The organism is Micromonospora sp. CCTCC AA 2012012 (assembly GCF_040499845.1).
Lineage (GTDB): Bacteria > Actinomycetota > Actinomycetes > Mycobacteriales > Micromonosporaceae > Micromonospora > Micromonospora mangrovi.
In genome coordinates this window covers 5,687,256-5,712,454 of the sequence record NZ_CP159342.1, presented here as the reverse complement: position 1 = coordinate 5,712,454, position 25,199 = coordinate 5,687,256, and the positions used below count along the sequence as shown (strand labels likewise).

The 25,199-nt window shown below is 72.4% G+C and carries 19 protein-coding genes; 8 read left to right on the top strand and 11 right to left on the bottom strand.

What is annotated here, in order from left to right; genetic code table 11:
* Positions 1-58 precede the first annotated feature (58 nt).
* Together rlmB and cysS are read right to left on the bottom strand one after the other, a co-directional pair.
* Positions 59-1,186, bottom strand: coding sequence for a 23S rRNA (guanosine(2251)-2'-O)-methyltransferase RlmB (gene rlmB, locus ABUL08_RS25660; RefSeq protein ID WP_350932557.1), 1,128 nt, complete (start codon positions 1,184-1,186; stop codon positions 59-61).
* The gene (gene cysS / locus ABUL08_RS25655) at positions 1,186-2,601 is read right to left on the bottom strand and encodes a cysteine--tRNA ligase (protein WP_350932556.1); all 1,416 of its coding nucleotides are present in this window, start codon (positions 2,599-2,601) and stop codon (positions 1,186-1,188) included. The genes rlmB and cysS overlap by 1 nt, the downstream gene beginning before the upstream one ends.
* A gap of 63 nt (positions 2,602-2,664) precedes the next feature.
* Here cysS and ABUL08_RS25650 point away from each other — a divergent pair, with 63 nt between their 5' ends.
* Together ABUL08_RS25650 and ABUL08_RS25645 are read left to right on the top strand one after the other, a co-directional pair.
* The gene (locus tag ABUL08_RS25650; protein ID WP_350932555.1) at positions 2,665-3,333 is read left to right on the top strand and encodes an IclR family transcriptional regulator; all 669 of its coding nucleotides are present in this window, start codon (positions 2,665-2,667) and stop codon (positions 3,331-3,333) included.
* 146 nt (positions 3,334-3,479) lie between these two features.
* Complete coding sequence (locus ABUL08_RS25645; protein ID WP_350932554.1) at positions 3,480-4,466, top strand: hypothetical protein; 987 nt, start codon at positions 3,480-3,482, stop codon at positions 4,464-4,466.
* Positions 4,467-4,555: 89 nt separating this feature from the next.
* Here the strand turns inward: ABUL08_RS25645 and ABUL08_RS25640 are convergent, their stop codons facing one another.
* From ABUL08_RS25640 to ABUL08_RS25625, 4 genes are all read right to left on the bottom strand, one after another.
* Entirely contained in the window at positions 4,556-8,101 is a 3,546-nt protein-coding gene (locus tag ABUL08_RS25640) for a hypothetical protein (protein WP_350932553.1), read from the bottom strand.
* 257 nt (positions 8,102-8,358) lie between these two features.
* Positions 8,359-10,041 carry a S8 family serine peptidase gene (locus tag ABUL08_RS25635; protein WP_350932552.1) on the bottom strand — a complete coding sequence of 561 codons (1,683 nt, stop codon included), beginning with the start codon at positions 10,039-10,041 and terminating at the stop codon, positions 8,359-8,361.
* A gap of 89 nt (positions 10,042-10,130) precedes the next feature.
* Complete coding sequence (locus tag ABUL08_RS25630; RefSeq protein WP_350932550.1) at positions 10,131-10,820, bottom strand: HAD family hydrolase; 690 nt, start codon at positions 10,818-10,820, stop codon at positions 10,131-10,133.
* A 41-nt stretch (positions 10,821-10,861) separates the two neighbouring features.
* Positions 10,862-11,827 (bottom strand): EamA family transporter, encoded by a 966-nt coding sequence (locus ABUL08_RS25625; RefSeq protein ID WP_350932549.1) that lies wholly within the window; start codon positions 11,825-11,827, stop codon positions 10,862-10,864.
* 86 nt (positions 11,828-11,913) lie between these two features.
* Between ABUL08_RS25625 and ABUL08_RS25620 the strand changes: the two genes are divergently transcribed.
* On the top strand, positions 11,914-12,459 hold the full coding sequence (locus ABUL08_RS25620; RefSeq protein ID WP_350932548.1) for a CGNR zinc finger domain-containing protein: 546 nt from the start codon (positions 11,914-11,916) through the stop codon (positions 12,457-12,459).
* Here ABUL08_RS25620 and ABUL08_RS25615 read toward each other — a convergent pair.
* Both ABUL08_RS25615 and ABUL08_RS25610 read right to left on the bottom strand, forming a co-directional pair.
* Positions 12,426-13,019, bottom strand: coding sequence for a GNAT family N-acetyltransferase (locus ABUL08_RS25615; protein ID WP_350932547.1), 594 nt, complete (start codon positions 13,017-13,019; stop codon positions 12,426-12,428). The genes ABUL08_RS25620 and ABUL08_RS25615 overlap by 34 nt on opposite strands.
* Before the next feature lie 122 nt (positions 13,020-13,141).
* Positions 13,142-14,542 (bottom strand): class II fumarate hydratase, encoded by a 1,401-nt coding sequence (locus ABUL08_RS25610; protein ID WP_377521852.1) that lies wholly within the window; start codon positions 14,540-14,542, stop codon positions 13,142-13,144.
* Between the two features lie 212 nt (positions 14,543-14,754).
* On the opposite strand from ABUL08_RS25610, the gene ABUL08_RS25605 reads away from it, so the two are divergent.
* Positions 14,755-17,154, top strand: a complete 2,400-nt coding sequence (locus ABUL08_RS25605) for a DNRLRE domain-containing protein (protein ID WP_350932545.1) — start codon at positions 14,755-14,757, stop codon at positions 17,152-17,154.
* Between the two features lie 65 nt (positions 17,155-17,219).
* On the opposite strand, the gene ABUL08_RS25600 is transcribed toward ABUL08_RS25605, so the two are convergent.
* The 3 genes from ABUL08_RS25600 to ABUL08_RS25590 form a co-directional block, all read right to left on the bottom strand.
* Entirely contained in the window at positions 17,220-18,887 is a 1,668-nt protein-coding gene (locus tag ABUL08_RS25600) for a fumarate hydratase (protein ID WP_350932543.1), read from the bottom strand.
* Positions 18,888-18,953: 66 nt separating this feature from the next.
* Positions 18,954-20,351, bottom strand: coding sequence for a hypothetical protein (locus ABUL08_RS25595; protein WP_377521875.1), 1,398 nt, complete (start codon positions 20,349-20,351; stop codon positions 18,954-18,956).
* A 178-nt stretch (positions 20,352-20,529) separates the two neighbouring features.
* Positions 20,530-21,015, bottom strand: a complete 486-nt coding sequence (locus tag ABUL08_RS25590) for an Lrp/AsnC family transcriptional regulator (protein ID WP_350932542.1) — start codon at positions 21,013-21,015, stop codon at positions 20,530-20,532.
* Positions 21,016-21,154: 139 nt separating this feature from the next.
* Between ABUL08_RS25590 and hppD the strand changes: the two genes are divergently transcribed.
* Genes hppD through hisC form a run of 4 tightly spaced genes read left to right on the top strand, consistent with a single transcriptional unit; the run spans position 21,155 to position 25,197 of the window.
* Entirely contained in the window at positions 21,155-22,354 is a 1,200-nt protein-coding gene (hppD, locus tag ABUL08_RS25585; protein ID WP_350932541.1) for a 4-hydroxyphenylpyruvate dioxygenase, read from the top strand.
* 11 nt (positions 22,355-22,365) lie between these two features.
* A complete protein-coding gene (locus tag ABUL08_RS25580; protein ID WP_350932539.1) occupies positions 22,366-23,085 on the top strand; it encodes an RDD family protein in 720 nt (239 codons plus the stop codon).
* Positions 23,086-23,104: 19 nt separating this feature from the next.
* Positions 23,105-24,097 (top strand): RDD family protein, encoded by a 993-nt coding sequence (locus tag ABUL08_RS25575; protein WP_350932538.1) that lies wholly within the window; start codon positions 23,105-23,107, stop codon positions 24,095-24,097.
* Positions 24,094-25,197, top strand: coding sequence for a histidinol-phosphate transaminase (gene hisC, locus ABUL08_RS25570; protein WP_350932537.1), 1,104 nt, complete (start codon positions 24,094-24,096; stop codon positions 25,195-25,197). The genes ABUL08_RS25575 and hisC overlap by 4 nt, the downstream gene beginning before the upstream one ends.
* Positions 25,198-25,199 lie beyond the last annotated feature (2 nt).

The window sequence follows — 25,199 nt, the reverse complement described above, 5'->3', positions numbered from 1 at the left end:
ACGCAGAAAGGGGCGGCCCGCTTCGGCGGACCGCCCCTTTTTCGTGTCTCGTGCGGGGTCAGGCCTCGACGGCCCGGCGGCGGGCGACCTCGGCGAGGGTCACCGCGGCGGCGACGCTGGCGTTGAGCGACTCGACGTCGGAGACCATCGGGATGCTGACGGTGAGGTCGCAGGTCTCGCCGACCAGGCGGGACAGGCCGCGCCCCTCGGAGCCGACCACCACGACCAGCGGCCCGACCGCGGCCTCCAGGTCGTAGAGGTCGGTGTCGCCGTCGGCGTCCAGCCCGACCACCATGAACCCGGCGTCCCGGCACGCCTTCAGCGACCGGGTCAGGTTGGTGACCTGGGCGACCGGCACCCGCGCGGCCGCGCCGGCACTGGTCCGCCAGGCGGTCGCGGTGATCCCGGCGGCCCGCCGCTCGGGTACGAAGACACCCTGCGCGCCGAACGCGGCGGCGGAGCGGATGACCGCGCCCAGGTTGCGCGGGTCGGTGACCCCGTCCAGCGCGACCAGCAGCGGGGCGGCCTGCTCCAGCGCGGCGGCCATCAGGTCCTCGAACGGCTCGTACGCGAACGGCGGCACCTGGAGGCCGACGCCCTGGTGCAGCACGCCGCCGGTCATCCGGTCCAACTCGGCCCGGCTGATCTCCAGGATCGCGATGCCCCGGTCGGCGGCGGTCCGGACGATCTCGTTGACCCGGTCGTCGGCGTCGATGCCCTGCGCGGTGTAGAGCGCCGTCGCCGGCACCTGCGCGCGCAGCGACTCCAGCACCGGGTTCCGGCCGACCAGCAGCTCCGGGGTGTCCTTGGCCGGGTTGGACTTGCGTCCCGGCGCGACCCGCGGACCCGAGCGGCCGGTGGGCTTGCCGCCCCGGCCGCCGCCGCCACCCCGGGTCGGGGCGACCCCCTTGGTGCCCTTGCCCCAGGTGGTGTCCTTGCTGCCCGGCTGTCCGATCTTGGGGGCACGCCCCTCCTCGGCCGCCGCGCGGCGCTCCTTGTCCTGCTTCCAGGCGGTGCGCTGGGGCAGCTTCTCGGTGCCCGAGTACGCCTTGTGCCAGGGGCGCTCGTCGGCGGGCAGGGTCCTGCCGCGCCCGGCGAGCGAGTCCTTGTTCTTGCCTCCGGAGCCCTTCGGGGCACCCGCCTTCGGCGTCAGTCGCCGGCCACGGCGCTGCGAGTTGCCGGCCATCAGTCCTGCTCTCCAATAGTCCAACGGGGGCCCTGGGGGGTGTCCTCGACGACCACGCCGGCCTGTTTGAGCTGGTCGCGCACGGCGTCCGCGGCGGCCCAGTCCTTGCGGCCGCGGGCCTGTGCGCGCTGCTCCAGGGCCAGCGCGATCAGGGAGTCCACCACACCGCGCAGGTCGTCGGCGCGGCCACCACCGGTCCACGCCGGGTCGAGGGGGTCGACACCGAGGATATCCAGCATCGCGCGGGCGGCGGCCAGAGTCGTGCGGACGGTCACATCGTCGCCGGTGGTCAGCGCGGTGTTGCCGTCCCGGATCACCTCGTGCAGCACGGCGAGCGCGGCGGAGGTGTTGAGGTCGTCCTCCATCGCCGCCACGAAGCCCGACGGCAGTTCGCCGAGCTGCCCGGCGCCGACGCGTTCGGCGGCCCGCTGCACGAAGCCCTCGATCCGCCGGTACGCGACGGCGGACTCCCGCAGCGAGTCCTCCGAGTAGTCGATGCGGGACCGGTAGTGGGCGGCGGCGTAGTAGTAGCGCAGCTCCACCGGCCGCACCCCGAGCGAGGCCACGTAGGTCAGGTCGAGGGCGTTCCCCAGCGACTTGCCCATCTTGGCGCCACCGATGCTGAGCAGCCCGTGGTGCACCCACCAGCGGGCGAAGGGCAGGTCGGCGGCCTGGGACTGGGCGATCTCGTTCTCGTGGTGCGGGAAGGTCAGGTCGAGCCCGCCGCCGTGGATGTCGAACTCGGCGCCCAGGTAACGCCAGCACATCGCCGAGCACTCGATGTGCCAGCCGGGCCGGCCGCGACCCCACGGCGACGGCCAGTAGGCGTCGGCCGGCTCGTCGGGCTTGGCGCCCTTCCACAGGGCGAAGTCCCGCGGGTCACGCTTGCCCCGCTCGGGGGCGTCCCCGGCGGACTGCATGTCCTCCGGCGACTGGCCCGACAGCGACCCGTACGCCGGCCAGGAGGCCACGTCGAAGTAGACGTCGCCGGAGCCGTCGGTGGCCGGGTAGGCGTGCCCCGTCTCGATCAGCCGGGCGATCAGCTGGTGCATCTCCGGGATGTGCCCGGTGGCGCGCGGCTCGTACGTCGGCGGCAGCACGTTCAGCGCCCGGTACGACTCGGCGAGGACCAGCTCGTTCTCATAGGCGATCGACCAGAAGGGTCGCCCCTGCTCCATCGCCTTGACCAGGATCTTGTCGTCGATGTCGGTCACGTTGCGGATGAAGGTGACCTCGAAACCGGCGGCGAGCAGCCAGCGGCGCAGCACGTCGTAGTTGACGCCGGAGCGAAGGTGACCGATGTGCGGCGGGGCCTGGAGGGTGAGACCACACAGGTAGACCCCCACCTTGCCGGCTTCCCGCGGGACGAAGTCCCGCACCGATCGGGTGGCGGTGTCATACAGGCGTAGCGTCACCGTACAAGGGTAGCCGTCCGTGCTTTTCGGGGTTGGCCGGAGCCGGGTCGTACGCTGCGTGCTGTGGACACGGCGGCGGGTGCGGACGGGGCGGCGGTACGCGGCGGCGAGACGGCGCAGACCCTGGACCGGGGGCTGCGCCTGCTGCACCTGGTCGCGGACGCGCCCGGCGGACTGACCGTCACCGAGGCGGCGAACCGGCTGGGCATCGGACGGGCCGCCGTCTACCGGCTGGTCGGCGCGCTGACCGGGCACGGCATGCTCCGCCGCGACGGCGGGGGCCGGCTGCGCCTCGGCGCCGGCGTGCTGCACCTGGCCCGGCGCGCCCAGCCGCTGCTGGCCGAGGGGGCGCTGCCCGCCCTGCGGCGACTGGCCGAGCAGGCCGGGGCGACCGCGCACCTCACCGTCGTGGAGGGCGGCGAGGGGGTCGCCCTGGCGGTGGTGGAGCCGAGCTGGACGGCGTTCCACGTGGCGTACCGGACGGGGTCCCGGCATCCGTTGGAGCGCGGGGCGGCGGGGCGGGCCATCCTCGCCGGCCGGTCCGGCGCCGCCGGCCCGGTGAGCACCGCCGGGGAGCTGGAGTCCGGGGCGTACGGGGTGGCCGCGCCGGTGCTCGGGGTGCCCGGGTTGGAGGCGAGCGTCGGCGTGGTCTCCCTCTCCCCGCTCGACGTCGACCTGGTCGGCGCCCAGGTCACCACCGCCGCCTCCGCCATCGCCACCGCCCTGGCCTGACCCGGCGTTCCGCTCCCGTCGCCACCCGCCCCCGTTATCACAAGGCGGAGCTGGTCAGGCGGTTGTCCACAGGGCACGCCGCAGCGGCGGGCTGCGGTTGTCCACAGGGGTGTTCCCGGTCGGTCCGGTGCGGCCAGGCTGTCGGCATGCCTCCTGCACCGCATCGGCCGGCCGAGTTGGCCGGGCAGGTCTTCCGGGGATCGGACGTGGTCCGTCGCGGGTTGCTCACCCGGCACCAGCTCCGGGGCGCGTCCTGGCTCCGCCTCCGGCAGGACGTCTACGCCGACGCCCGCCTCGACCGCGATCACCGCCTCGCCTGCCGGGCGGCCCTGCTCCGGCTGCCGCCGGGCACCCTGATCGCCGGTCCGTCCGCGGCCCACCTGCACGGCGTGGAGCACGCCGCCGGCTTCGACGACGACGTGCACGTGCTGGTGACCGGGTCGACCCGGGTCGACCCACAGGCCGGGCTCCGGGTGCACCGCCTCGGCGCGCCCCGGCACGCCCCGGCCACCTTCCCGGTCGGCGGCGCGGCCGGGCGGTCGACGGCGCGCTACCCCGGCAGCCCCGGGGCGGGCAGCCCCGAGGTGGGCAGCCCCGGCGCGGGCGGACCTGCGCACACCGGTCCGGCGGAGTGCGCCTGGGAGACGGCCGTGTGGATCGAGCCGTTCCGGGCGGTCGGCATCGTCGACACCCTGTTGCGCCGAGGGCTCCTGGGGCGGGACGAGCTCGCCGAGGTGGCCGATCGGCGGGCCGGTTGGCCCGGGAGCCGGCGGGCCGGCTGGGTCTTCGGGCTGACCGATCCGGCGTCCGGATCGCCGGCGGAGTCGCACCTGCGCGTCCGGCTCGTGCTGGGCGGGCTGCCTCGTCCGGTCGCCCGGCATCCGGTGCGGCTCGGCACCGGCGTGGTGCTGCGCCCCGGCCTGGCGTGGCCGCGGTTCCGCGTCGCGATCCAGTACGACGCCGGGCGGCGGGCGCTCGCCGACCGGCCGCCCCTCGGGTGCGAGCCGCTGGACGGGCTGGTCGGGGCGGGTTGGCGGGTGGTGCCCGTGACCGACCACCGGCTGCGCCGGCAGTTCCCCGCCGTCCAGGCCGAGGTGTGCGCCGCGCTCCGGGCCGGCGGGTGGCGGCCGTGACGACCGGCTCACCACCAGCCGGTCGCGCCGGCGGACGGGCGGGGCGACCACCCGCGACCGGTGGCCGCCCCGATCGGGCAGGTGCCGGGTCAGGCCGGCGTGGTGACGGCGATGATGCCGCTGTACGCGCTGCTACCGACCCCGTTGTACGCCTGGATCCGGTAGTAGTAGGTGGTGGATCGGGCCCGTCCGGTGTCGCTGTAGCTCCGGACCGTTCCGGGCTGCACCGGGATCGAGGCCAGGTTGGCCGTGAAGGTCACGTTGGTGGCCCGCTGGAGGGTGAAACCGTTCACCACACTGGTGGCGCTCTCCTGCCAGGTGAGGTTGACCGTGGCGGTGCCGTTCGCCACCGGGATCGCCGTGGCCGCCAGGTTGGTCGGCGCGGCCGGTGCTCCGTAGACGGCCACCGAGGCCACGTTCGACCAGGGGGACGCTCCGCCGTTGAAGGTGGTCCGGACCCGGTAGTAGTAGGTGGTCCCGGCGACCACCGAGGTGTCGGTGTAGGTGCTGGCACCGGCGGCGAGGGTGAAGGTGGTCAGGCCCGCGGTGAAGGTCGGGTCGGTGGCCCGTTGCAGCTCGACGGCGGTCGAGTAGGACCGCAGCGTCCAGGTGAGCACGACCCGGATCGGGGTTCCCCCGGCCTGCACTGCGGTCAGGCCGGTGGGCGCCGCCAGGTTGATCACGGCGGAGACCACGTTCGACCAGGCGGAATAGCTCGCGCTGTTCTCGCGACGGACCCGGTAGTAGTAGGTCACCCCGGGCACCGCGCCGGGGTCGGTGAAGGTGCTGAGGGTGGGCCCGAGGGTGAAGGTCGTCAGCCCGGCGGTGAAGGACGGGTTGGTGGCCCGTTGGACGACGATCTGGGTGGCAGCCGGGAGACCGGCCGGGTTGGTCCAGTTCAGCACGATGGTGGGCGGCACCGAGACCGAGCCGGGATTGACCGTCGCGGTGAGGTTGGTCGGCGCTCCGGGGGACACCCGGATCACCACCGGCCGCATCATGTCAAAGTCCTCGTGGTCGACCATGTGGCAGTGCCAGACGTACTCCCAACCGAAGTTGTAGGGCACGTTGGTGACCGTGGCGGGGTCGCCGGTGGCCGGGTCGATCTGGGCGAAGCCCATGCTGCTCCCCGGGACCTGGGTGGGGTCGAGCAGCCGGACGCTGTCGCCCACCTTGAACGGCAGGTTCACCGGCAGGGCGGGCCGCATGGCGACGATGACGTCCTCCAGCGGGTTCATCCGCACGGTCTTCTTCCACCCCAGCTCGTTGGCGTCCGGCGGCTTGTACATCCCGTCCCAGCCGACCCGGTTGACCAGTTGCACGTTGTAGTAGTGGAAGTGGACCGGATGCGTGTCGACGCCGTTGTGGGTGATCTTCCAGAGCTGGGTGCCGTCACCGGTGGAGCCGACCGGGGTGGCCAGGTTGGACATGTAGAGGATCTCGGTCGGTGGGTTGATGTAGGGCAGCGGGATGGAGGTCTGGATGAAGGCGCTGGTCTTCGGCAGCTCGACCCCCAGGTTGGGCAGCATCCGGCCGTAGACCGGGTCGAACTCCTCCACGATCGCCTTGGGCTGGAGGTCCAGGGTGACCGGGCTGCTCGCGCCCATCGGGGTGAAGGTGATGGTGGTGTCCTGGATGGCGACGTACGTGTTCGGGAAACTGGTGCCGAACGCCGCGTTGTACGCCTCCTCCGGCACGATCGGCTTCGGCTGGCTCTGCCCGTACGCCTGCGGCAGCCGGGCCTGGAGGCGGGCCAGGTCGAACCGCGCGGCCGGCGTGCCCACCACCCGGAACTGGAGGATGGTCCGGGTGTTCGGCCCGTACCCGGGCTGGGTGCTGGGTGCACCGCCGACGTCGGTCTGGTCGGGGTCGCCGGTGTAGTAGTCGTACCGGGTGTCGTAGGCCGGCATCGGGGCCGGCGCGTCGTTGTAGAGGATGATCGTCGAGCCGGGCGCCACCGTCGAGAAGTCGACGATCACGTCGGCCCGTTCGGCCGGTCCGAGCAGCAGCGAGTGGTCGGAGACGTTCAGCACGGTGATCGAGCGACGGTCGTACTCGTAGTTGATCGGCTGCGGCGGGATGATCGCGACGCCCGGGAGCAGCCCGCCCTCGTTGCCGATCTGGATCCAGTCCGGGCCGACCGCCGTCGGGGCGGGCACGCCGCCCTCGCGGCCGTCCGTGGGCCAGGTGGGCGGGAATGCCGGGTTGGGGCAGGCCTCGACCATCGGCACCTCGCCGGCGGCCCCGTCGCGCAGGGTTCCGTCCGGGTTCCACATCGTCCCGTTCGAGGCGGCGTGATAGAGCTGGAGGTTGAGCGTCCGGTCGTTGCAGGCGTTGAGGATCCGGAACCGGTACGCCTTGGGCTGCACCTGGAGCACCGGATAGGGGCAGCCGTTCACGATCGGCGTGTCCATGAACGCCTCGGGGGTGATGGTGGGCAGTGGGGTGCCGGGTTGCACCGGTGGCTCCCACGGCCGGTCGGGCCCGTAGTACGGGTTCGGCACCGGCCCCTGTTCGATGCCGGTGAACGGCGGCCAGAACCAGGGCCCGTAGTCCCAGCGGCCCATCGGGTTGGCACCCTCGCTGTTGTAGGGGTTCTGGTTCGGCATGTAGACGTGCGGATACCAGAGGCTGCCCTTGCCACCCCAGTTGACGGTGTCCCAGGTGGGGTCCTGCGCCGCGAGTTGTGCCGGGTCGGGGACGAAGGTCTTGTCCTGGATGACCAGCGGGATCTCCTCGGCGGGGACCACGCCGTCGGCGACGAGTTGCCGCTCGACCGGATCCTGGAGCAGGAGGAACCCGAGCTGACCGCTGTACGGGTTGAGGTGGGTGGTGCCCTCGGTGTGGTCGTGGAACCACATCATCCGCGCGCTCTGCTGCATCGGGAAGAAGAGCGTGACCGCGCCCGCCCCGGGGTCCGGCATGTCGGGCACGTTGGCGTAGGCGGCACCCCGGGGATACGACGTGACCTCACCGGCGGGGGTGAACCACTGCAACGGGGTGCCGTCGCTGATCCACTGGGTCTCCGAGCCGTGCAGGTGCAGCACCGACCGGTTCTGGGTGTAGAGCTCGGTGGGGCTGAGCGGGCCGGTGCCGGCACCGCAGAGGGTGATGTCGACGGGGAGGAAGAGCTTCCCCGCCGCGCCGGTCGGCAGCTGGTTGACCAGCTTGATCCGGATCGGCCGGTCCCGCCGGGCACGGATCACCGGTCCGAGGTAGTAGACCCTGGCGGGCGGGGCGATCGTGTTGTGGCCGGTCCCGTCGGTGCCGTTGTTGAGCTGCTTGAAGCCGCGCATCCGGGTGGGCGGCAGGTCCTTGTGCACCTGCTGGCTGTACTGCTGGAGCCCGATCTCGTAGTAGTCACTCCCCGGGTAGCTGATGGTGTCGGGGACCGCGACGGGCAGATAGTTGCCGAGGTCGTTGGCGTTGGTGGGTCCGAGGCCGGGCAGCGTGTCGACGAACTTGCGGATGCCGGTACCGGCCTGGACGGTGCCGCCCACGAGCACCGGCAGCGGGCTGTTGGCGTAGTTGGGGGTCGTCCCGAAGTAGTCGGGTGGGTCGGCGGGGCCCAGGGTCGCCGCGGCGGCGGTGGTCTGCTGCGGGATGGTCACCTTTCGGACGGTGCGGTCGGTCATGGCTACTCCTCCCCGGCGGTCGCTCGCCACGACCACCTCAGACGATCACTATCAGTAATCATCCAAGTCGATCGGAGCCACTACCGGAAGGGCCTTCAGTCCCGCACACCGCTCTGACCTGCACAAATTCTATAAAGGGCGAACCGGGCGGCCACCCAACGGGATTACCATCGGCAACTTTTCGCGTCTTGCCATCCCCCGGGTAACGACGCAGGGCCCGGGTGACCTCTCGGTCACCCGGGCCCTGCGCGGTGGTGTTACGGGCGAGCGTTCGGCTTCAGCGGGGTCTTGACCGCCGCGTACGCGTCGACGATGCCGTACCCGTAGAAACCGTTGAAGTTCAGCGAGCCGGCGCAGTACGCGTCGAACTCCGCATCGCGGCCCTCGTTGGTGTAGCTCTGCAGCCGCGGCTCCGGGCAGGCGTGCTCGGCGGCGGTGCGGTACAGGTGCTGCTCGACCAGGTCCGGCGACATGCCGAAGCCGCCCCGGGCCTCCTTCTTGCCGTACCGGCTGACGATCAGCGCGGCGACACCGGCGGCGTGCGGGGACGCCATCGAGGTGCCCTGGAGGTAGGTGTAGTAGCCACACTCACCCTTGGCGGTGCACTGCTTGAACACCGAGTCCTCGAAACCGGCGACGACGTTGCCGTCGGCGTCGACCGAGCCCTCCTCCTGGAGCACCTTCTTCGGGTACGTGGAGAGGATCTCGTTGGCGGCGGTGCGGTAGGTGTCGGTGCCGTAGCCGTCCCGGAACCAGCCACCCGGCGCGGCGACCGAGATCTGCTCGGTGCCGTAGTTGGAGAAGTCGGCCTTCTTGCCGGACGGGCCGACCGCCGACACACCGATCACGTGCGGGCCCTCGGTGGGCAGGTCCCAGCAGCTGTCGTTGTCGATCGGCCGCTCGTACGGGTCCGAGCCGTAGTCGGGGCTGGAGAAGTCGGTGCGCGGGGCGCCGAGGTCCTCGTGGTTGTTGCCGAGCGCGCCGACCAGGGTGACGCCCTTGGCGTGGGCGAAGTTGAGCGCCCGCTTCATGGCCTTGATGATCGCCCGCTGCTCGGCCTGCGCCTCCGGCGAGTCGGCCGGGTTGGCGGTGCAGTTGTAGAGCCACGGGTCGACGTAGAACGACATGTTCACCACGTCGAGGCCGGACTTGCCGGCGTAGACGAGGGCGTTGACCACCGGGTTGAGGAAGAAGTAGCCGCTGTCCTGGCCACCCTTCAGCTCGACCAGGGAGACCTTCGGGGCGACACCGGAGAGGCCGAAGCCGTTGGCGGCGGCGCCGATGGTGCCGGCGACGTGCGTGCCGTGGCCGCCGTCGTCGGTGCCGACCGGGTCAAGGCAGCTCGCCACCTCGCACGGGCCGTCGACGTCGGTCATGTCGGGGGCGAAGTTGCGCGACAGCGCCCAGTTGAAGTTCGGCGCCAGGTCGGGGTTGCTGGCGTCCACGCCGGTGTCCAGGACACCGACGGTCACCCGGCGGTCGCCGGGCTCGATCTTGCGCGCCTGGTCGGCGTGGATCATCTCCAGGCCCCAGAGCTTGTCGTCCAGCGGGTCCATCTTCTTGGCGTGCCCGTTGGCGACGCCCTTGGCGGCCTGAGGCAGCAGGTGCTCCTGCTCGACCCGGTCCAGCTTCGGCTTGCGGCCGATGGCCTTCTGCTCGGCCGCCCCGATCAGGCTGGGGGCCGCGGTGGCCCGGCTGGCGAAGTCGGCGCGGTCGCTGGTCACCTGGAACAGCCCGACGTCGTCGGTACGGGAGACGACGGTGCCGCCCGCCGCGGTGATCGCGGCGATCGCCGCGTCCGCGGAGACGCCGTCCTCCGTCACCACGGTGAAGGTCCGGGAGCTGGTCCGCTCGGCGTTCGCCGGCGCACCCAGCCCGGTCACCGTGAGTGCCAGCGCGGCTGCGGTCGCGACGGCGCCGACGGTGAAGCGCTTACTCACCACATCAGATCCTCTCGTTGAGGGACGTGGTCGCAATCCCATACCACGGGAGCAAGTTGCGCCAGGGTACCGTCCGTAATAGACCGCTATCAGGCTTTCGCGGGCTGCCAGGCGGCCAGCACCTCGGGGAGTTCGAGCAGCGTGGACACTTCGGCGTCCGGCCGCAGGCCGGTGGGGCGCGGCAGGCCGGACCGGTTGAGCCAGACCGCCCGCAGCCCGGCCCGCTGCGGCGCGACCACGTCGTGTTCGGGCGAGTCCCCCACGTGGACGACCTGTCCGGCGGGCAACCCGGTTGCCGCCACCACCGCCCGGTAGAATTCCGGTGCCGGCTTCTTCGGCAGGCCGTCGACGTGTGCGTACAGCTCGAAGGTGAACTCACCGGCGAGCCCGCAGCGTTCCGCGCGGCTGTTGCCGTTGGTGGCGAAGCCGAGCAGGTGCCGCGGGCGCAGGGCGGCGAGGGCCGGCAGCGCGTCGGGGAAGGGCCGGGTCAGCGCGAAGCGTCGCGCGAAGAAAAGGTCGGCGAGCTCGTCCAGGTGGTCGTCGAGCCCGGCCCGGGCGAGCGACCGGGCCAGCGCGGCCCGTCGGATCTCCTGCACCGGCGCGGCGCTCAGCGCGCCGAAGACCGCACCCCAGTCCGACTCCAGGTCCGCGAGCGCGACCTCGGCCGCCGCCGGGGTCCGGCGCCGCATCTCCTCCAGTACGGCCACCAGCGCCCCGGTGACCGCCGGGCGCAGGTCGATCAGGGTCTCGTCGGCGTCGAAGACCACGGCGGTACGCATGCCGGCAAGCCTCTCATCCCTCGTCGGACGGCCCGACCCGCTCACCCCTCGGTCGCCAGGGCCGGCTCGACCGGGGTGGCCGCCGCCGTCTCGGCTTCGGGCGTCCGCAGCTCGTCGATCCGCACCAGGGTCACCCCGGCGACGATCAGCGCGCCGCCGACGAGCTGGACGGGGCTGGGCAGTTCGCCCAGGACCAGCCAGGCGATCAGGACCGCGAACATGACCTCGGTCAACCCGACGAACGACGACAGCCGCGCACCGAGCAGTCGAGCCCCCGCGATCCCCGCGACGTACGCGACGACCGCGGCGATCAGGGCGAGGCCGGCGACCGGCACCAGCCAGCTCACCCGGTGCCCGGCGAAGTCCACGTCGGCCGTGCCGGCCCGCAGCGGCAGCGCGCCGACCAGTCCGAGCAGGAGCAGCACGAGTGTCCCGATCGCCATCCCGCCGCTGGCCATCACCACCGACGGCAGGCTCGCGTCGGCCCGGCCGGCGATGACGAAGTAGCCGGCCAGCCCGATCCCGGCGCCGAGGCCCCAGAGCACCCCGACCGGGTCGAGGCGACCGGCGCCGGTCAGGTCGAGCACGAGGACCAGCCCGCCGAGCGCGGCCACCGATCCGACCACCGTCAGCCGGCGCGGTCGCTGGCCGTGGACCAGCCACATCCAGCCGACCACCAGGATGATGCCGAGGTATTCCAGCAGCAGCGCGACGCCGACCGGCAGGTAGCGCACGGCGTTGAAGAAGCAGGCCTGGGCGAGCGCCACGCCGAGCAGCCCGAAGACGACCAGGGTGACGGCGTTGCGCCGCAGCACCGCCCACCGACCGCGCAGGGCCAGCAGGGCGGGTACGGCCAGCACCAGCGCGGCGATGCCGACCCGGGCCGCCACGATCGCCTCGGCGGACCACTCACCGGTGACCAGCGGGCGGGCGAAGGTGCCCGAGGTGGCGAAGGTCAGGGCGGAGAGCAGGGCGAGGCCGAGGCCCACGCTGGACCGTTCACGCATCGGTACGCTCCTCGATCGAATGGCCAGTCATCAGTGAAGAAGGTTTATGCTGATGACGCTAGGACGGCACCCCGACAGGAGTCAAGTTGCTCTTCGCCCATGACACCGAATGTGCCCTCGTCACCGCCACGGCCCTGGTCAACACCGCCGACCCCGACCGCGAGGGGCTGCCCGACGTGGCCGCCCTCGACGCGTTCCTCACCGCGCACTCCTTCACCGGCCGGCACGAGCACACCGAGGCCGAGCTGCGCTCCGTACGCGCGCTGCGACCCCGGCTGCGTCGGGTCTGGGCGGCCGACGAGGACGGGATCGTCGAGATCGTCAACGGCCTGCTGCGGGAGTCGCGGGCCCTGCCGCAGCTCATCCGGCACGACGACCAGCCCTACCACGTGCACGCCGTGCCCCGGGACGCCCCGCTGGCCACCCGGATGGCGGTCGAGGCCGCGATGGCGCTCGCCGACCTGGTCCGGATGGGCGAGCTGAGCCGACTGCGCACCTGCGACCACCCGGACTGCGACAACGTCCTGGTCGACCTGTCGAAGAACCGGTCCCGCCGGTTCTGCGAGGCCGGCTGCGGCAACCGGGCCGCCGTCAGCGCCTATCGGGCCCGTCGGGCGGCCGGCCGCTCCTGAGGAGTCCGCCACTCCTCCCGGCGCAGCTCGTACTCCACCTCGCCGTGCTCCGTCCCCGGGATCGGGTCGTCGAAGGTCAGGTGGAACGTGCGGAGGTGACGCAGCCCGGCCCTGGCCATGACCGACCGGGACCGGCTGTTGACCGCCATCGTCTGCGCCCACACCCGCCGCACGCCGGCCACGGCGAAGGCGTGCCGCACCAGCGCCCGGGACCCCTCGGTCGCGAGACCGCGACCCCACGCCGAGCGGCGCAGCCGGTAACCCAGCTCGGCCTCGCTCCCGTCGTCGGAGGGATCGAGCGCGAACCAACCGAGGAACTCACCGGTGGCGCGATCGAGCGCCGCCCACCGACCGAGGTCGGGGTGACGGTCGTACGCGGCGAGGAGCCGGGGCAGCTGCCCGTCCCGGACGGTGGCCCTCGGGGTGGGTCGCCCGCCGGTCAGGAACCGCATCACCTCCGGGTCGCTGTCCAGCTCGACCAGGTGATCCACGTCGGCCGTGGTGAGCCGGCGCAGCCGCAGCCGCGCCGTCTCCAGCAGCACCCCGTCGCCGTCCCGCACGCCCGGATCATGCCGCCTCCCCGCAGACCGGTCGAGGGAATTGCGCCCCGCGAAGACGGCCGGCCGAGCCGGTCGACGCCGGAGCGACCTGGCCCGGCCGCCACCGGTCACGGCAGAACGGGTCAGGGGTGGGTCATCCGGAGCAGGTCGAGGGCCTCGTCGAGCTGGGTCTCGGTGAGCTTGCCCGAGTCCACGTGGCCGCGCGCGATCACCACCTCCCGGATGGAGACCTGCCTGGCCAGGGCCTCCTTAGCGATGGAGGCGGCCTCGTCGTACCCGAGGTGACGGTTGAGCGGGGTGACGATCGACGGCGAGCCCTCCGCGTACGCCAGGCAGACCTCGGCGTCCGCGACCAGACCGACCACCAGGCGGTCGGCGAAGAGCCGACTGGACGCGGCCAGCAGCTTGATCGACTCCAGCAGGTTGCGCCCCATCACCGGGAGCATCACGTTCAGCTCGAAGTCGCCCTGCGTGCCGGCGAACGCCACCGCCGCGTCGTTGCCGATGACCTGCGCGCAGACCTGGCGCATCGCCTCGGCGACCACCGGGTTCACCTTGCCCGGCATGATCGACGAGCCGGGCTGGAGATCGGGGATGCGCAGCTCACGCAGGCCGGCGCGAGGACCGGAACCCATCCAGCGGACGTCGTTGGCGATCTTGTAGAGGCCGACCGCGATGGTGCGGAGCTGGCCGGAGGTCTCCACCAGCGCGTCCCGGGCACCCTGCGCCTCGAAGTGGTTGCGGGCCTCGCTCAGCGGCAGCCCGGTGGAGTCGCGCAGCTTCCCGATCACGGCCGCCGCGAACCCGAGGGGCGTGTTGATGCCGGTGCCCACCGCCGTGCCGCCCAGCGGCAGCTCGGCCAGCCGGGGCAGCGTCGCCTCCAACCGCTCGACGCCGTAGCGGACCTGGGCGGCATACCCGCCGAACTCCTGGCCCAGGGTCACCGGTGTGGCGTCCATCAGGTGGGTACGCCCCGCCTTGACCACCGTCTCGAACTCGGCCGCCTTCTGCTCCAGCGCACCCGCCAGGTGCGTCAGCGAGGGGATCAGATCCTCCGCCACGAACTGGGTGGCCGCCAGGTGGATCGAGGACGGGAAGACGTCGTTGCTGGACTGCGAGGCGTTGACGTGGTCGTTCGGGTGCACGTCCCGGCCCAGCTCGCGGGTGGCCAGGGTGGCGATCACCTCGTTGGTGTTCATGTTGGACGAGGTGCCCGAGCCGGTCTGGAAGACGTCGATCGGGAACTGGTCGTCGTACCCGCCGGCGGCCACGTGCGCGGCGGCGGCGACGATCGCCGCCGCCACCTCCGCGTCGATCACCCCGAGGTCGCCGTTCACCTCGGCCGCCGCCCCCTTGATCTGGGCCAGCGCCTTGATCTGGGCCGGTTCGATGCCCCGCCCCGAGATCGGGAAGTTCTGCACCGCGCGCTGGGTCTGCGCCCGCCACAACGCCTCGGCGGGCACCTCCACCTCGCCCATCGAGTCGCGTTCGATCCGGTAGCCCGCTGCCTCTGGAGTCGTCACGCGTTCCATCCTGCCGCGACAGTCGCCGGATCGCAGATGATCGCCCGACACTCGTCGCGGTCGACCGCCGCCTTCGGGGTTCCGGCCTCTCGGCGCATCGACGTCGGCCAAAAGTCGGGGGCGCTGGTTACATTCACCGAATTAAGATCATGAAAATCTGACCACTCCCATCGGAGGGATCAATCTTGCACGTTCACGGGGGTACCACCGGCGTGCCCGCACGCCGTCGACGCGTACCGCGCCGGCTGCTCGGCACCGGACTCGCCGCCCTGCTCGCCACCGGCGGCGGTCTGGTGTTCGCCGGCCAGCCGGCCGCCGCCGCTCCGGTCCGCTGGGTGCAGCCGACCAGCACCAGCTGGACCGACGCCCGACAGCCGACGACGGCCTTCCCCACCACCGCCGCCGAGGACCTGCCGGTCGGCACCTGGGAGGCCGACGGCAAGAAGCACACCACGCGGGCCTACTTCACCTTCGACCTCGCCCCGTACCGGGGCAAGCAGATCATCAGGGCCGGACTCCAGACCGGCGAGACGTCGGTCGACGACTGCACCAAGCCGCGCGAGCTGGAGCTGTGGCGTACCGACACCCCGGCCACCGCGCCGACCTGGACGGACGCCCCGGCGGTGCACGAGAAGGTGGGCGACTTCACGATCGCCACCGACCGCTGCCCGGCCGGCTACCTGGAGCTGCTCGTCACGGAGGCGGTGCAGCGGGCGGTGACCGACGGCCGGGACTCGCTCACCCTGATGGCCCGGATCGCCGGGGACCACGAGGAGGCCAAGCACTTCGGCCGACGGATCAAGCGGCCGGGCATCTCGCTGGACGCCAACGCCGCGCCGAACGTGCCGGGCAAGCTCAGCGTCTCCGGCCTGGCCTGCGCCGACGGGCTCCTGGTCGGTACCACGACGCCGGCCCTCTACGCCGAGGTCACCGACCCGGACAAGGTGGACGGCTACTCGGGTGACCCGGTGACCGCCACCTTCGCCTGGTGGCCCGTCGACCGCCCGGACGAGCGGACCGAGTGGACCTCCTACTCGATGTACGCGCCCACCCGCTTCACGTACTCGGTGCCCGGCGAAGCCGTGGTCGACGGTGGCACGTACGCCTTCGCGGTCCGGGCCGCCGACCAGCACGCCAGCTCCGACTGGTCGCCCGTGTGCCGCTTCACCGTGGACACGGCCGTTCCGCCGGCGCCCACGGTCACCTCGGCCGAGTACCCGGCCGGCTGGGGCTGGCCCGGGTACGGCGGGCCGGGCATCCCCGGCCGGTTCACCTTCACCGCGAAGGGCGCGGACGACGTCGCCGGCTACCGCTGGGGCCCCAGCGGCACGACCAACTACGTCGCCGCCGATGCGTCCGGGGCGGCGACGATCACCTGGACCCCCACCGACTACGGCCTGAAGCGGCTCTACGTCCAGGCCGTGGACCGGACCGGGAACCGGTCCCCCGTGACGACGTACCAGTTCACCGTGCGCAACACCGCGCCGACGGTGACCGACGGCAACCGGGACGGGCGGCTGGGCGAGACCCGCGAGTTCGGCCTCGCCCCGAACATGACCGACGTGGTGGAGTACGTCTGGTCGCTCAACAGCGGCGCGGCGCACACGGTCGCGGCCGACGCCGAGGGTCGGGCCGCGATCTCGGTGACGCCGACGACCGCGAACAACACGCTGCACGTCCGCAGCCGTACCCGGGACGGCCTGCTCTCCGGCGATGCCGACTACCGGTTCACGGTCCGCACCGAGCCCTTCGTCAGCTCGACCCAGTGGCCCTCGGACGGGTCGACCGGCGCGCCGGTCGGTACGGCGGGGAGCTTCGTCCTCAAGCCGGCGATGGACGGTGTCACCGAGTACGTCTACGCGTTCGACTACGGCGAGCCGCAGACCGTGACGGCCGGCGCGGACGGGACCGCGACGATCGCCTACACGCCGACCGAGGCGTACCAGCACTCGATCCAGGTGTTCAGCCGGACCGGTGACGGCGTCGAGTCGGCCACCGCCGACCTGACGTTCGACGTGGCCTCGGTCGCCCCGAGCGTCGAGTCCGCGGTGTACCCGCGCAACCTGACCGGCGGCGGCCCCGGTGTCACCGGCACCTTCACCTTCCGGCCGCACCCGCAGAGCACCGGGATCACCTCGTACCTCTACACGTTCCGGGGCGAGCCGGAGCGCACGGTCGAGGCGGGTCCGGACGGCACGGCCACCATCGAGTGGACGGCGGGCAGCGCCGACGACGAGTGGGGCGGCTGGAACGAGGTCCGGGTACGGGCCCGCACGGCGGCCGGGGTGACCACGGACGTGCAGTACTACTCGTTCCGGGTGGACCCGCAGAGCCCCACGATCACCTCGGACGTCTTCGGCTGGCAGGGCGGCGCGACGGTCGGCCGGACGGGTGACTTCGTCTTCACCGCCCAACTGGCCGGCACCACCGAGTTCGTCTACTCGTTCGACGGTGGTCCGGAGCAGACCGTCGTGGCCGACGCGACCGGCACGGCCCGGGTGGGCTGGACCGCCGAGTCGGCCTACGGCCACAGCCTGACCGTGCGCAGCCGTACGGCGGCCGGGCTGACCTCCGGCTCGGGGTACTACAACATCTGGATCGACCAGGGCTGATCCGCACGACGACGAAAGGGGCGCCGGGCCGCAGACCCGGTGCCCCTTTCCGCGTACGCGAGGGGTCAGCGCCGCCCGACGGTCAGGACCGGCTTGGTGACCTCGGCGAAGAAGTCGTTGCCCTTGTCGTCGACGACGATGAAGGCGGGGAAGTCCTCCACCTCGATCTTCCAGACCGCCTCCATGCCCAGCTCCGCGTATTCCAGGACCTCGACGTGCTTGATGCAGTCCTGCGCCAGCCGGGCGGCCGGGCCGCCGATCGAGCCGAGATAGAAGCCGCCGTGCTGCTGGCAGGAGCGGGTCACCTGGGCGGACCGGTTGCCCTTCGCCAGCATCACCTGGGAACCGCCGGCGGCCTGGAACTTCTCCACGTACGCGTCCATCCGGCCGGCGGTGGTCGGGCCGAACGACCCGGACGCGTAGCCCTCCGGGGTCTTGGCCGGGCCGGCGTAGTAGACGGCGTGGTCGCGCAGGTACTGCGGCATCGGCTCGCCCGCGTCCAGCCGCTCGGCGATCTTCGCGTGCGCGATGTCCCGCGCCACGACCAGCGGGCCGGTCAGCGAGAGCCGGGTCTTCACCGGGTATTTCGACAGCTCGGCCCGGATCTCGTCCATCGGCCGGTTCAGGTCGACCCGGACGACCTGCTCGGCGTCCAGCGTCTCGTCGGTGACGTCCGGGAGGAAGCGGGCCGGGTCGGTCTCCAGCCGCTCCAGCCACACGCCCGACGGGGTGATCTTGGCGACCGCCTGCCGGTCGGCGGAGCAGGAGACGGCGATCGCCACCGGGCAGGAGGCGCCGTGCCGGGGCAGCCGGACCACCCGCACGTCGTGGCAGAAGTAGCGCCCGCCGAACTGCGCGCCGATGCCGAAGTTGCGGGTCAGCTCCAGCACCTCGGCCTCCAGCGCCAGGTCGCGGAAGCCATGGGCGCTCATCGAACCCTCGGTCGGGAGGGCGTCCAGGTACTTCGCGGAGGCGTACTTGGCGGTCTTGAGCGCGTACTCGGCGGAGGTGCCGCCGATGACGATGGCGAGGTGGTAGGGCGGGCAGGCGGCGGTGCCGATCAGCCGCAGCTTCTCCTCCAGGAACTGCATCATCCGCGTCGGATTCAGCAGCGCCTTGGTCTCCTGGTAGAGGTAGGACTTGTTGGCCGAGCCGCCGCCCTTGGCCATGAAGAGGAACTTGTAGGCGTCCGGGTGCCCGTCCGGGTCCTCGGCGTAGAGCTCCACCTGGGCGGGGAGGTTGCTGCCGGTGTTCCGCTCGTCCCACATGGTCAGCGGCGCGAGCTGCGAGTACCGCAGGTTGAGCCGGGTGTACGCCTGGTAGACGCCGCGCGAGATCGCCTCCGCGTCGGTGCCGTCGGTGAGCACGTGCCGGCCGCGCTTGCCCATCACGATGGCGGTGCCGGTGTCCTGGCACATCGGCAGCACCCCGCCGGCCGCGATGTTGGCGTTGCGCAGCAGGTCCAGTGCGACGAACCGGTCGTTCGGCGAGGCTGCCGGGTCGTCGATGATCGACCGGAGCTGGGCCAGGTGCGCCGGGCGCAGGAAGTGGGCGATGTCGTGCATCGCCTCGGCGGTCAGCGCGGTCAGCGCGGAGGGTTCCACGGTGAGGAAACGACGGCCACCGGGGCCGTTGACGACATCGACGCCCTCGTCGGTGACCAGGCGGTACTCCGTCTGGTCCGGACCGGTCGGCAGCAAGGGGGCGTACGAGAACGCGGCGGCACTGCTCATGAACGAAAAGCCTAGGGCAGACCGGTCGATCGGTGGCACCCGCCGGTCCGTCCTGGGACGCCGCTCTCATCCGCCGTCGGGGCAGAGTTCCCGCTTCGGTCCGCAGCTGCCCTCGTCCGAGGGCGGTAGGTAGGTGCTGCCCGGGTTCTGGTCGGGGACGCCACCCTCCTCGGGGGGCGGCGGGACGGCGGCACCGGCGCCCCAGCGGACGTACCCGATCTCCCGACCCTCACCGATGATCATGCCGTTCGGGCCGACCGCCAGGGCGTTCGCCGAGGTCCGCAGCAGCACCAGCTCCCGGCCGGTACGCGGGTCCACCGCGATCAGCCGGGACGGCTTCTCCTCGGCGATCACCGCCGCGTACGGGGTCAGCGCCGCGCCGCTCTTCCCGCCCGCGGCCCGGGTCCACCGGGTCCGGTCGGCCGACAGCTCCCGGCCGGTGATGGAGCGCTTGTCGGCGCTGCGCACCACCGCCCACCGGTCGTCGACGGCGAGCAGCTTCTCCCCCTGGGCGCCGATCTGGAGGAACCGGCCGTCGTACCCATCGACGACCGCCTCCCGGCCGTCCGGCGCGACCCCGATCAGCACGTTCCGCGCGCCCTGCGGGTCCTCCCGCTGCACGCACCCGGCGTTGTCGGCGGTCCGCAGGTTGAGCCCGGTGCGCCGCCACACCTCCTGGCCGGTGGCCGCGTCCCGGGCGGAGATCGCGAAGTAGCAGGTGCCGTCCCGGGAGGTCGCGGTGATCCGGAGCAGCCGGCCGCCGATCACCGCCAGCCGTTCATCCCGCCCCGGCTGCACGTTCTGGAGCACCCGGCCGGTGGCGGTGTCCACCACGTGCACCCGCCCGTCCACCGGGAAGCCGAGCAGCGGCGGGACGGCCTCGGGGCCGGCCACCCCCCGATCGATCCGCTGGGCGCCGAGCCGCCGGGTGCCGAGCAGGTCGGGGTTGTCGGCGAGCAGGCCACTGTGCACGCCGGGCAGGAACGCGGTCCAGAGTGGCCGGGTGCCGCGCGGGTCCCAGGCGCTCAACGTGCAGTCGGTGGCCTCGACGCAGCGCACGTCGAGCAGCGCGTTGCGGTACGTCCAGACGGCCACCGCGTCACCGTCGCGGCGGCGCACCACGCCGGTGGTGGGGTCGAGCAGCTCGTACCCCTTGACCAGGAGCTTGCCCACGGCGACGACCGCGTCCCGGTCACCGCCGGCCACCGCGGCCCAGTCGGCCTTGTGCTCCCAGAGCTGGGTGCCGGTGGCCAGGCTGCGGGCCTCGACCCGGGTACGCTGCTCGACGATCACGGTGTCGCCGGCGATGGTGACGCTCTTCGGGGTGCCACCGACCCGCTGCTGCCAGACCACGTCCGGCTCGGAGATCGGCTTGCTCCGGTCGACCCAGTCCCAGATGCCGGGGAACGGGTTCCACACCCCGGTCGCGGCGAGCACCACCACGGTGACGAGCCCGAGCAGCAACCAGCCGCGTACGCCAAGGCCCTTCACACCGCACACCGTAGCGACGACCACCGCTGCACCGAGGCCCCGCGGGCGCGTGTCGCCCACCATTCGCGTCGATCTTGCAGTTGTCGCCCCCGCTTCGCCCCCATCGGCCCCGTTATGCGCGCGACCGCCACCCCCGGGTCGGCGGAGAGGGTCAGCGGGCGGCGGAGCGGACCAGGGGGAGCGTGCGGTAGGGGATCTGCTCGGCCAGCGCGATGATGGTGGAGGCGCGGCGGATGCCCTCCGAGCTGACGATCTGGTCGATGACGCGTTGGAGGTCGGCGTTCGACCTGGCCACGATGCGGCAGAGCAGGTCGCTGGAGCCGGTGATGGTGTGCGCCTCCAGCACCTCGGGGATGGCGGCCAGGTGGGCGGTGACCGGGTCGTGCCCGTGCCGCTGGCTGATCTCCAGGGTGACGAAGCTGGTCACCCCGAAGCCGATCGCGGCGGGTGAGATCTCCGGGCCGAAGCCGCCGATCACCCCCCGCTCGACCAGCTTGTCCAGCCGGGCCTGGACGGTGCCCCGGGCCACGCCGAGCCGCCGGGAGCACTCCAGCACGCCGATCCGGGGCTCCTCGGTGAGGATTTCGATCAAGCGGGCGTCAAGGTCGTCGAGTTGTACATCCTGACCAGCACTCATGGGTTTTCACTTTACGGATTGCGCAACCTGACCAGCAGTTTCGCCACCAGTTGCCCAACCCGAGCCGGCCCAGCGATCCTCGCCACACGACCAACCAACGGCGGCCCACGAGGCCGGCCGGTACGCAAGGGAGACCACCATGACCCAGGCGATCGACCGACCGACCGACGACGTCGACGTCGACGCGCTCGTCGGCGCTGTCGACCACGACATCAGCCATGACCCGTTCCCGGTCAAGGGCCTCGACCACGTGCACTTCCTGGTCGGCAACGCCAAGCAGGCGGCGCACTACTACTCGACCGCCTTCGGCATGACCTGCGTGGCGTACCGGGGGCCGGAGCAGGGCTTCCGGGACCACGCCGAGTACGTGCTGACCAGCGGTTCCGCCCGCTTCGTGCTGACCGGCGCGGTGCGCCCGGACGCCGAGGGCGCCGAGCACGTGGCGAAGCACAGCGACGGCGTCTCCGACATCGCGCTGGAGGTGCCGGACGTCGACGCGGCGTACCGCCACGCCGTGGCGCAGGGCGCGACCGGCCTGGTCGAGCCGCACGAGGTGAGCGACGAGCACGGCACCGTCCGGCTGGCGGCCATCGCCGCGTACGGCGACACCCGGCACACCCTGATCGACCGCTCCCGCTACACCGGCCCGTTCCTGCCCGGCTTCGTGGCCCGCGGCCCGATCGTGGACCGGCAGCCGATGATCGACGCCGGCCTCCAGCCGAAGCGCTTCTTCCAGGCGGTCGACCACGTGGTCGGCAACGTCGAACTCGGCCGGATGGACGAGTGGGTGGAGTTCTACAAGCGGGTCATGGGCTTCAGCAACATGGCCGAGTTCATCGGCGACGACATCGCCACCGACTACTCGGCGCTGATGAGCAAGGTCGTGGCGAGCGGCACCCGCAAGGTCAAGTTCCCGCTCAACGAGCCGGCGATCGCCCGCAAGAAGTCGCAGATCGACGAGTACCTGGAGTTCTACCAGGGCCCGGGTGCCCAGCACATCGCCGTCGCCACCAACGACATCCTGGCCAGCGTCGACGCGATGCGGGCCGCGGGCGTCGAGTTCCTGGACACCCCCGACTCGTACTACGACGACCCGGAGCTGCGCGCCCGGATCGGCAACGTCCGGGTGCCGATCGAGGAGCTGAAGGCCCGCAAGATCCTGGTCGACCGGGACGAGGACGGCTACCTGCTCCAGATCTTCACCAAGCCGGTGCAGGACCGCCCGACCGTCTTCTTCGAGCTGATCGAGCGGCACGGCTCGCTGGGCTTCGGCAAGGGCAACTTCAAGGCCCTCTTCGAGGCGATCGAGCGGGAGCAGGAAGCGCGCGGCAACCTGTAACACTGTCGAGCGTGACGCAGCCTCCGAACACCACGCCGCCGCCCGTCGGGCCCTCGCCCACGGGCGGCGGCGGCACGCCGCCCGGCGCCCCCCAGGGGTACGTCCCGCCGACGCAGCACGTCCCGCCGACGTACGCCGGGGTCCCGGCCTATCCGGCGCCCGGCCCGGCCCGGCCGCCGTACCCCGTCCTCGCCCCGCCCCCGGTGGCGCCGAACGGGCAGCCGCTGGCCAGCTTCGCCGACCGGCTGCTCGCCTGGATCATCGACACCGCGCTGGCGTCCCTGGTCACGGTCGTGCTCTTCGTGCCGGTCGTCATCTGGCTCTTCCAGCGGATGATCGACGAGATGACCCGCTACGACGCCGACGGCCGGCTGGCCGAGCCGGACCCGGCCCGGATGATGGGCGAGTTCTTCGTGCCCATCTTCCTCGCCGAGCTGGGGCTGATGCTGGTCATGCTGGCCCTCTACTGGCTCTACCACGTCGAGTACGCGCACCGGACGGGTCAGACGCTCGGCAAGAAGGCGATGAAGATCCGGATCGTGCCGGTGGACCCGGCCCGGACCCTCACCCGGGGGATGGCCGGCAAGCGCTACCTGATCGAGTTCGTGGCCGGCTCGCTGGTGCCCTTCCTCAACTATCTCGACGGCTTCTGGCAACTCTGGGACAAGCCCTGGCAGCAGTGCCTGCACGACAAGTTCGCGGGCACCGTCGTCGTTAAGGTTGCACCGTGAGCGTGAGCGTGATGACCCGGTGAGCGTGCAACCTGGCTGGTACGTCGACCCCGCCGACCCGGAGACCAGACGGTACTGGGACGGCGAGGGGTGGATCGGCGCGCCGATCCCGGTCGACGCCACCCCGCCCGAGGGTCCGCCGCCGGCCGAACCGGCCCCGGTCCCCCCGTCGGCGCCCACCTCCGCCCCGACCGGTGCCGTCCCCGGTGCCGGCCCTGCGCCACACCCCGGTCACCCGACGGGCCCGCCGGGACAGCCCGCCCCCGGACAGTGGGGCCCGGCACAGCCCGCCCCCGGACAGTGGGGCCCGGGGCAGTGGGGCCCCGGACAGCCGCCCGGCCACGGCCCGGCGCAGGGACCCCCGCCCGGCTGGCCCTACCCCGGCTGGCCGGGACGACCGCCCGAGCCGCGCCCGCACGGGCTGCCGCTGGCCTCGTACGGGGCCCGGCTGGTGGCCCGCCTGATCGACTTCGGTGCGGTGTTCCTGCTCAACGCCCTGGTCAACGGCTGGTTCGTCTGGCGGTACGTCGAGGAGATCTCGCCCTACCTGCGGGAGTCGGTACGCCGGTCGCTGGCCGGCAACACCTCCACCGACGGGCTGCCACAGCCGGGTGAGCAGGCCGCCGGCCTCCAGATCGCCATCCTGCTTATCGCCACCGCGCTCTGGTTCGCCTACGAGGTGCCGTCGATGGCGGCCCGGGGGCAGACCTTCGGCAAGCGGGTGATGCGGGTCCGGGCGGTGCCGGTCGAGGCCGACCAGCCGCTCGGCTTCGGCCGGGCGACCCGGCGGTGGAGCACGATGGGCCTGCCCACCCTGCTCTGGTACTGCTGCGGCTTCGGCCTGCTGCTCCAGTTCGTCGACGCCGTCTCGGCGCTCTTCGACCATCCGCTCCGCCAGGCGCTGCACGACAAACGCGCCCAGACCGTGGTGGTGCAGGTGCCGCGCTCCGGCGGCCCCGCCACCCGTACCGCCCCGCACGACCGTGCCGACCCCCCGGGAGACACCCCATGACCGACGCCGGACGTCACCAGCCGCCGCTGCGGCTGACCCGTGCCGACCTCGACGCGCTGCCCAACTACGTGCCCGGCCGCAGCCCGGCCGACCTGGCCCGGGAACTGGGCCTGCCCGAGGCGATCAAGCTGGCCAGCAACGAGGTGCCCTACGGCCCGCTGCCGGGCGTGGTGGAGGCGGTGGCCGAGGCGGTCGCCGGCTCGCACCGTTACCCCGACATGGGCGTGGTGGCGCTGCGCCAGGCCCTCGCCGACCGGTACGGCGTGCACGTCGACCAGGTCGCCACCGGCTGCGGCTCGGTGGCGCTGGCCGAGCACCTGGTCCGCTCCACCTGCCTGCCCGGCGACGAGGTGCTCTACTCGTGGCGGTCGTTCGAGGCGTACCCGATCATCGCGGCGACCAGCGGCGCGAGCAGCGTGCGGGTGCCCAACGACGCCGGGCACGGCCACGACCTGGCCTCGATGGCCGCGGCGGTGACCGACCGGACCCGGATGATCCTGGTCTGCAACCCGAACAACCCCACCGGCACCTCGGTACGCAAGGCCGAGCTGGACCGCTTCCTCGACGCGGTGCCGGACGACGTCCTGGTCGTCATCGACGAGGCCTACCGGGAGTTCGTCACCGACCCGGAGGTGCCGGACGGCCTGACCTACCTGGACCGGCCCAACGTGGTCGTGCTGCGCACCCTGTCCAAGGCGTGGGGGCTGGCCGGTCTGCGGATCGGCTTCCTGGTCGCCGCGCCGGCCGTGGCCGCCGCGGTGCGCAAGGTGGTCACCCCCTTCTCCACCAGCATGGCCGCCCAGGCCGGGGCGCTGGCGGCGCTGGCCCAGGCCGACGAGGTCGAGCGGCGCTGCGCGCTGGTCATCGCCGAGCGGGACCGGGTCACCGAGGCGCTGCGCAAGTTCGTCCCGGACGTGCCGTCCAGCCAGGCCAACTTCGTCTGGCTGCCGCTGGGCAACCGGGCCGTCGACTTCGGCAAGGCGTGCGAGGCGCGCGGCGTGATCGTCCGCCCGTTCGCGGGTGACGGCGTCCGGGTCACCATCGGCACCCCCGCCGAGAACGACGCCTTCCTGGCCGCCGCCGAGGCCGCCCTCACCTGACC

What these genes read in the sequence shown, in the direction of transcription:
- hppD (WP_350932541.1), top strand. Translation starts at nt 21,155, where the DNA reads ATGACCCAGGCGATCGACCGACCGACCGACGACGTCGACGTCGACGCG.
- hisC (WP_350932537.1), top strand. Translation starts at nt 24,094, where the DNA reads ATGACCGACGCCGGACGTCACCAGCCGCCGCTGCGGCTGACCCGTGCC.
- ABUL08_RS25600 (WP_350932543.1), bottom strand. Translation starts at nt 18,887, where the DNA reads ATGAGCAGTGCCGCCGCGTTCTCGTACGCCCCCTTGCTGCCGACCGGT.
- rlmB (WP_350932557.1), bottom strand. Translation starts at nt 1,186, where the DNA reads ATGGCCGGCAACTCGCAGCGCCGTGGCCGGCGACTGACGCCGAAGGCG.
- ABUL08_RS25590 (WP_350932542.1), bottom strand. Translation starts at nt 21,015, where the DNA reads ATGAGTGCTGGTCAGGATGTACAACTCGACGACCTTGACGCCCGCTTG.
- ABUL08_RS25630 (WP_350932550.1), bottom strand. Translation starts at nt 10,820, where the DNA reads ATGCGTACCGCCGTGGTCTTCGACGCCGACGAGACCCTGATCGACCTG.
- ABUL08_RS25625 (WP_350932549.1), bottom strand. Translation starts at nt 11,827, where the DNA reads ATGCGTGAACGGTCCAGCGTGGGCCTCGGCCTCGCCCTGCTCTCCGCC.
- ABUL08_RS25645 (WP_350932554.1), top strand. Translation starts at nt 3,480, where the DNA reads ATGCCTCCTGCACCGCATCGGCCGGCCGAGTTGGCCGGGCAGGTCTTC.
- ABUL08_RS25640 (WP_350932553.1), bottom strand. Translation starts at nt 8,101, where the DNA reads ATGACCGACCGCACCGTCCGAAAGGTGACCATCCCGCAGCAGACCACC.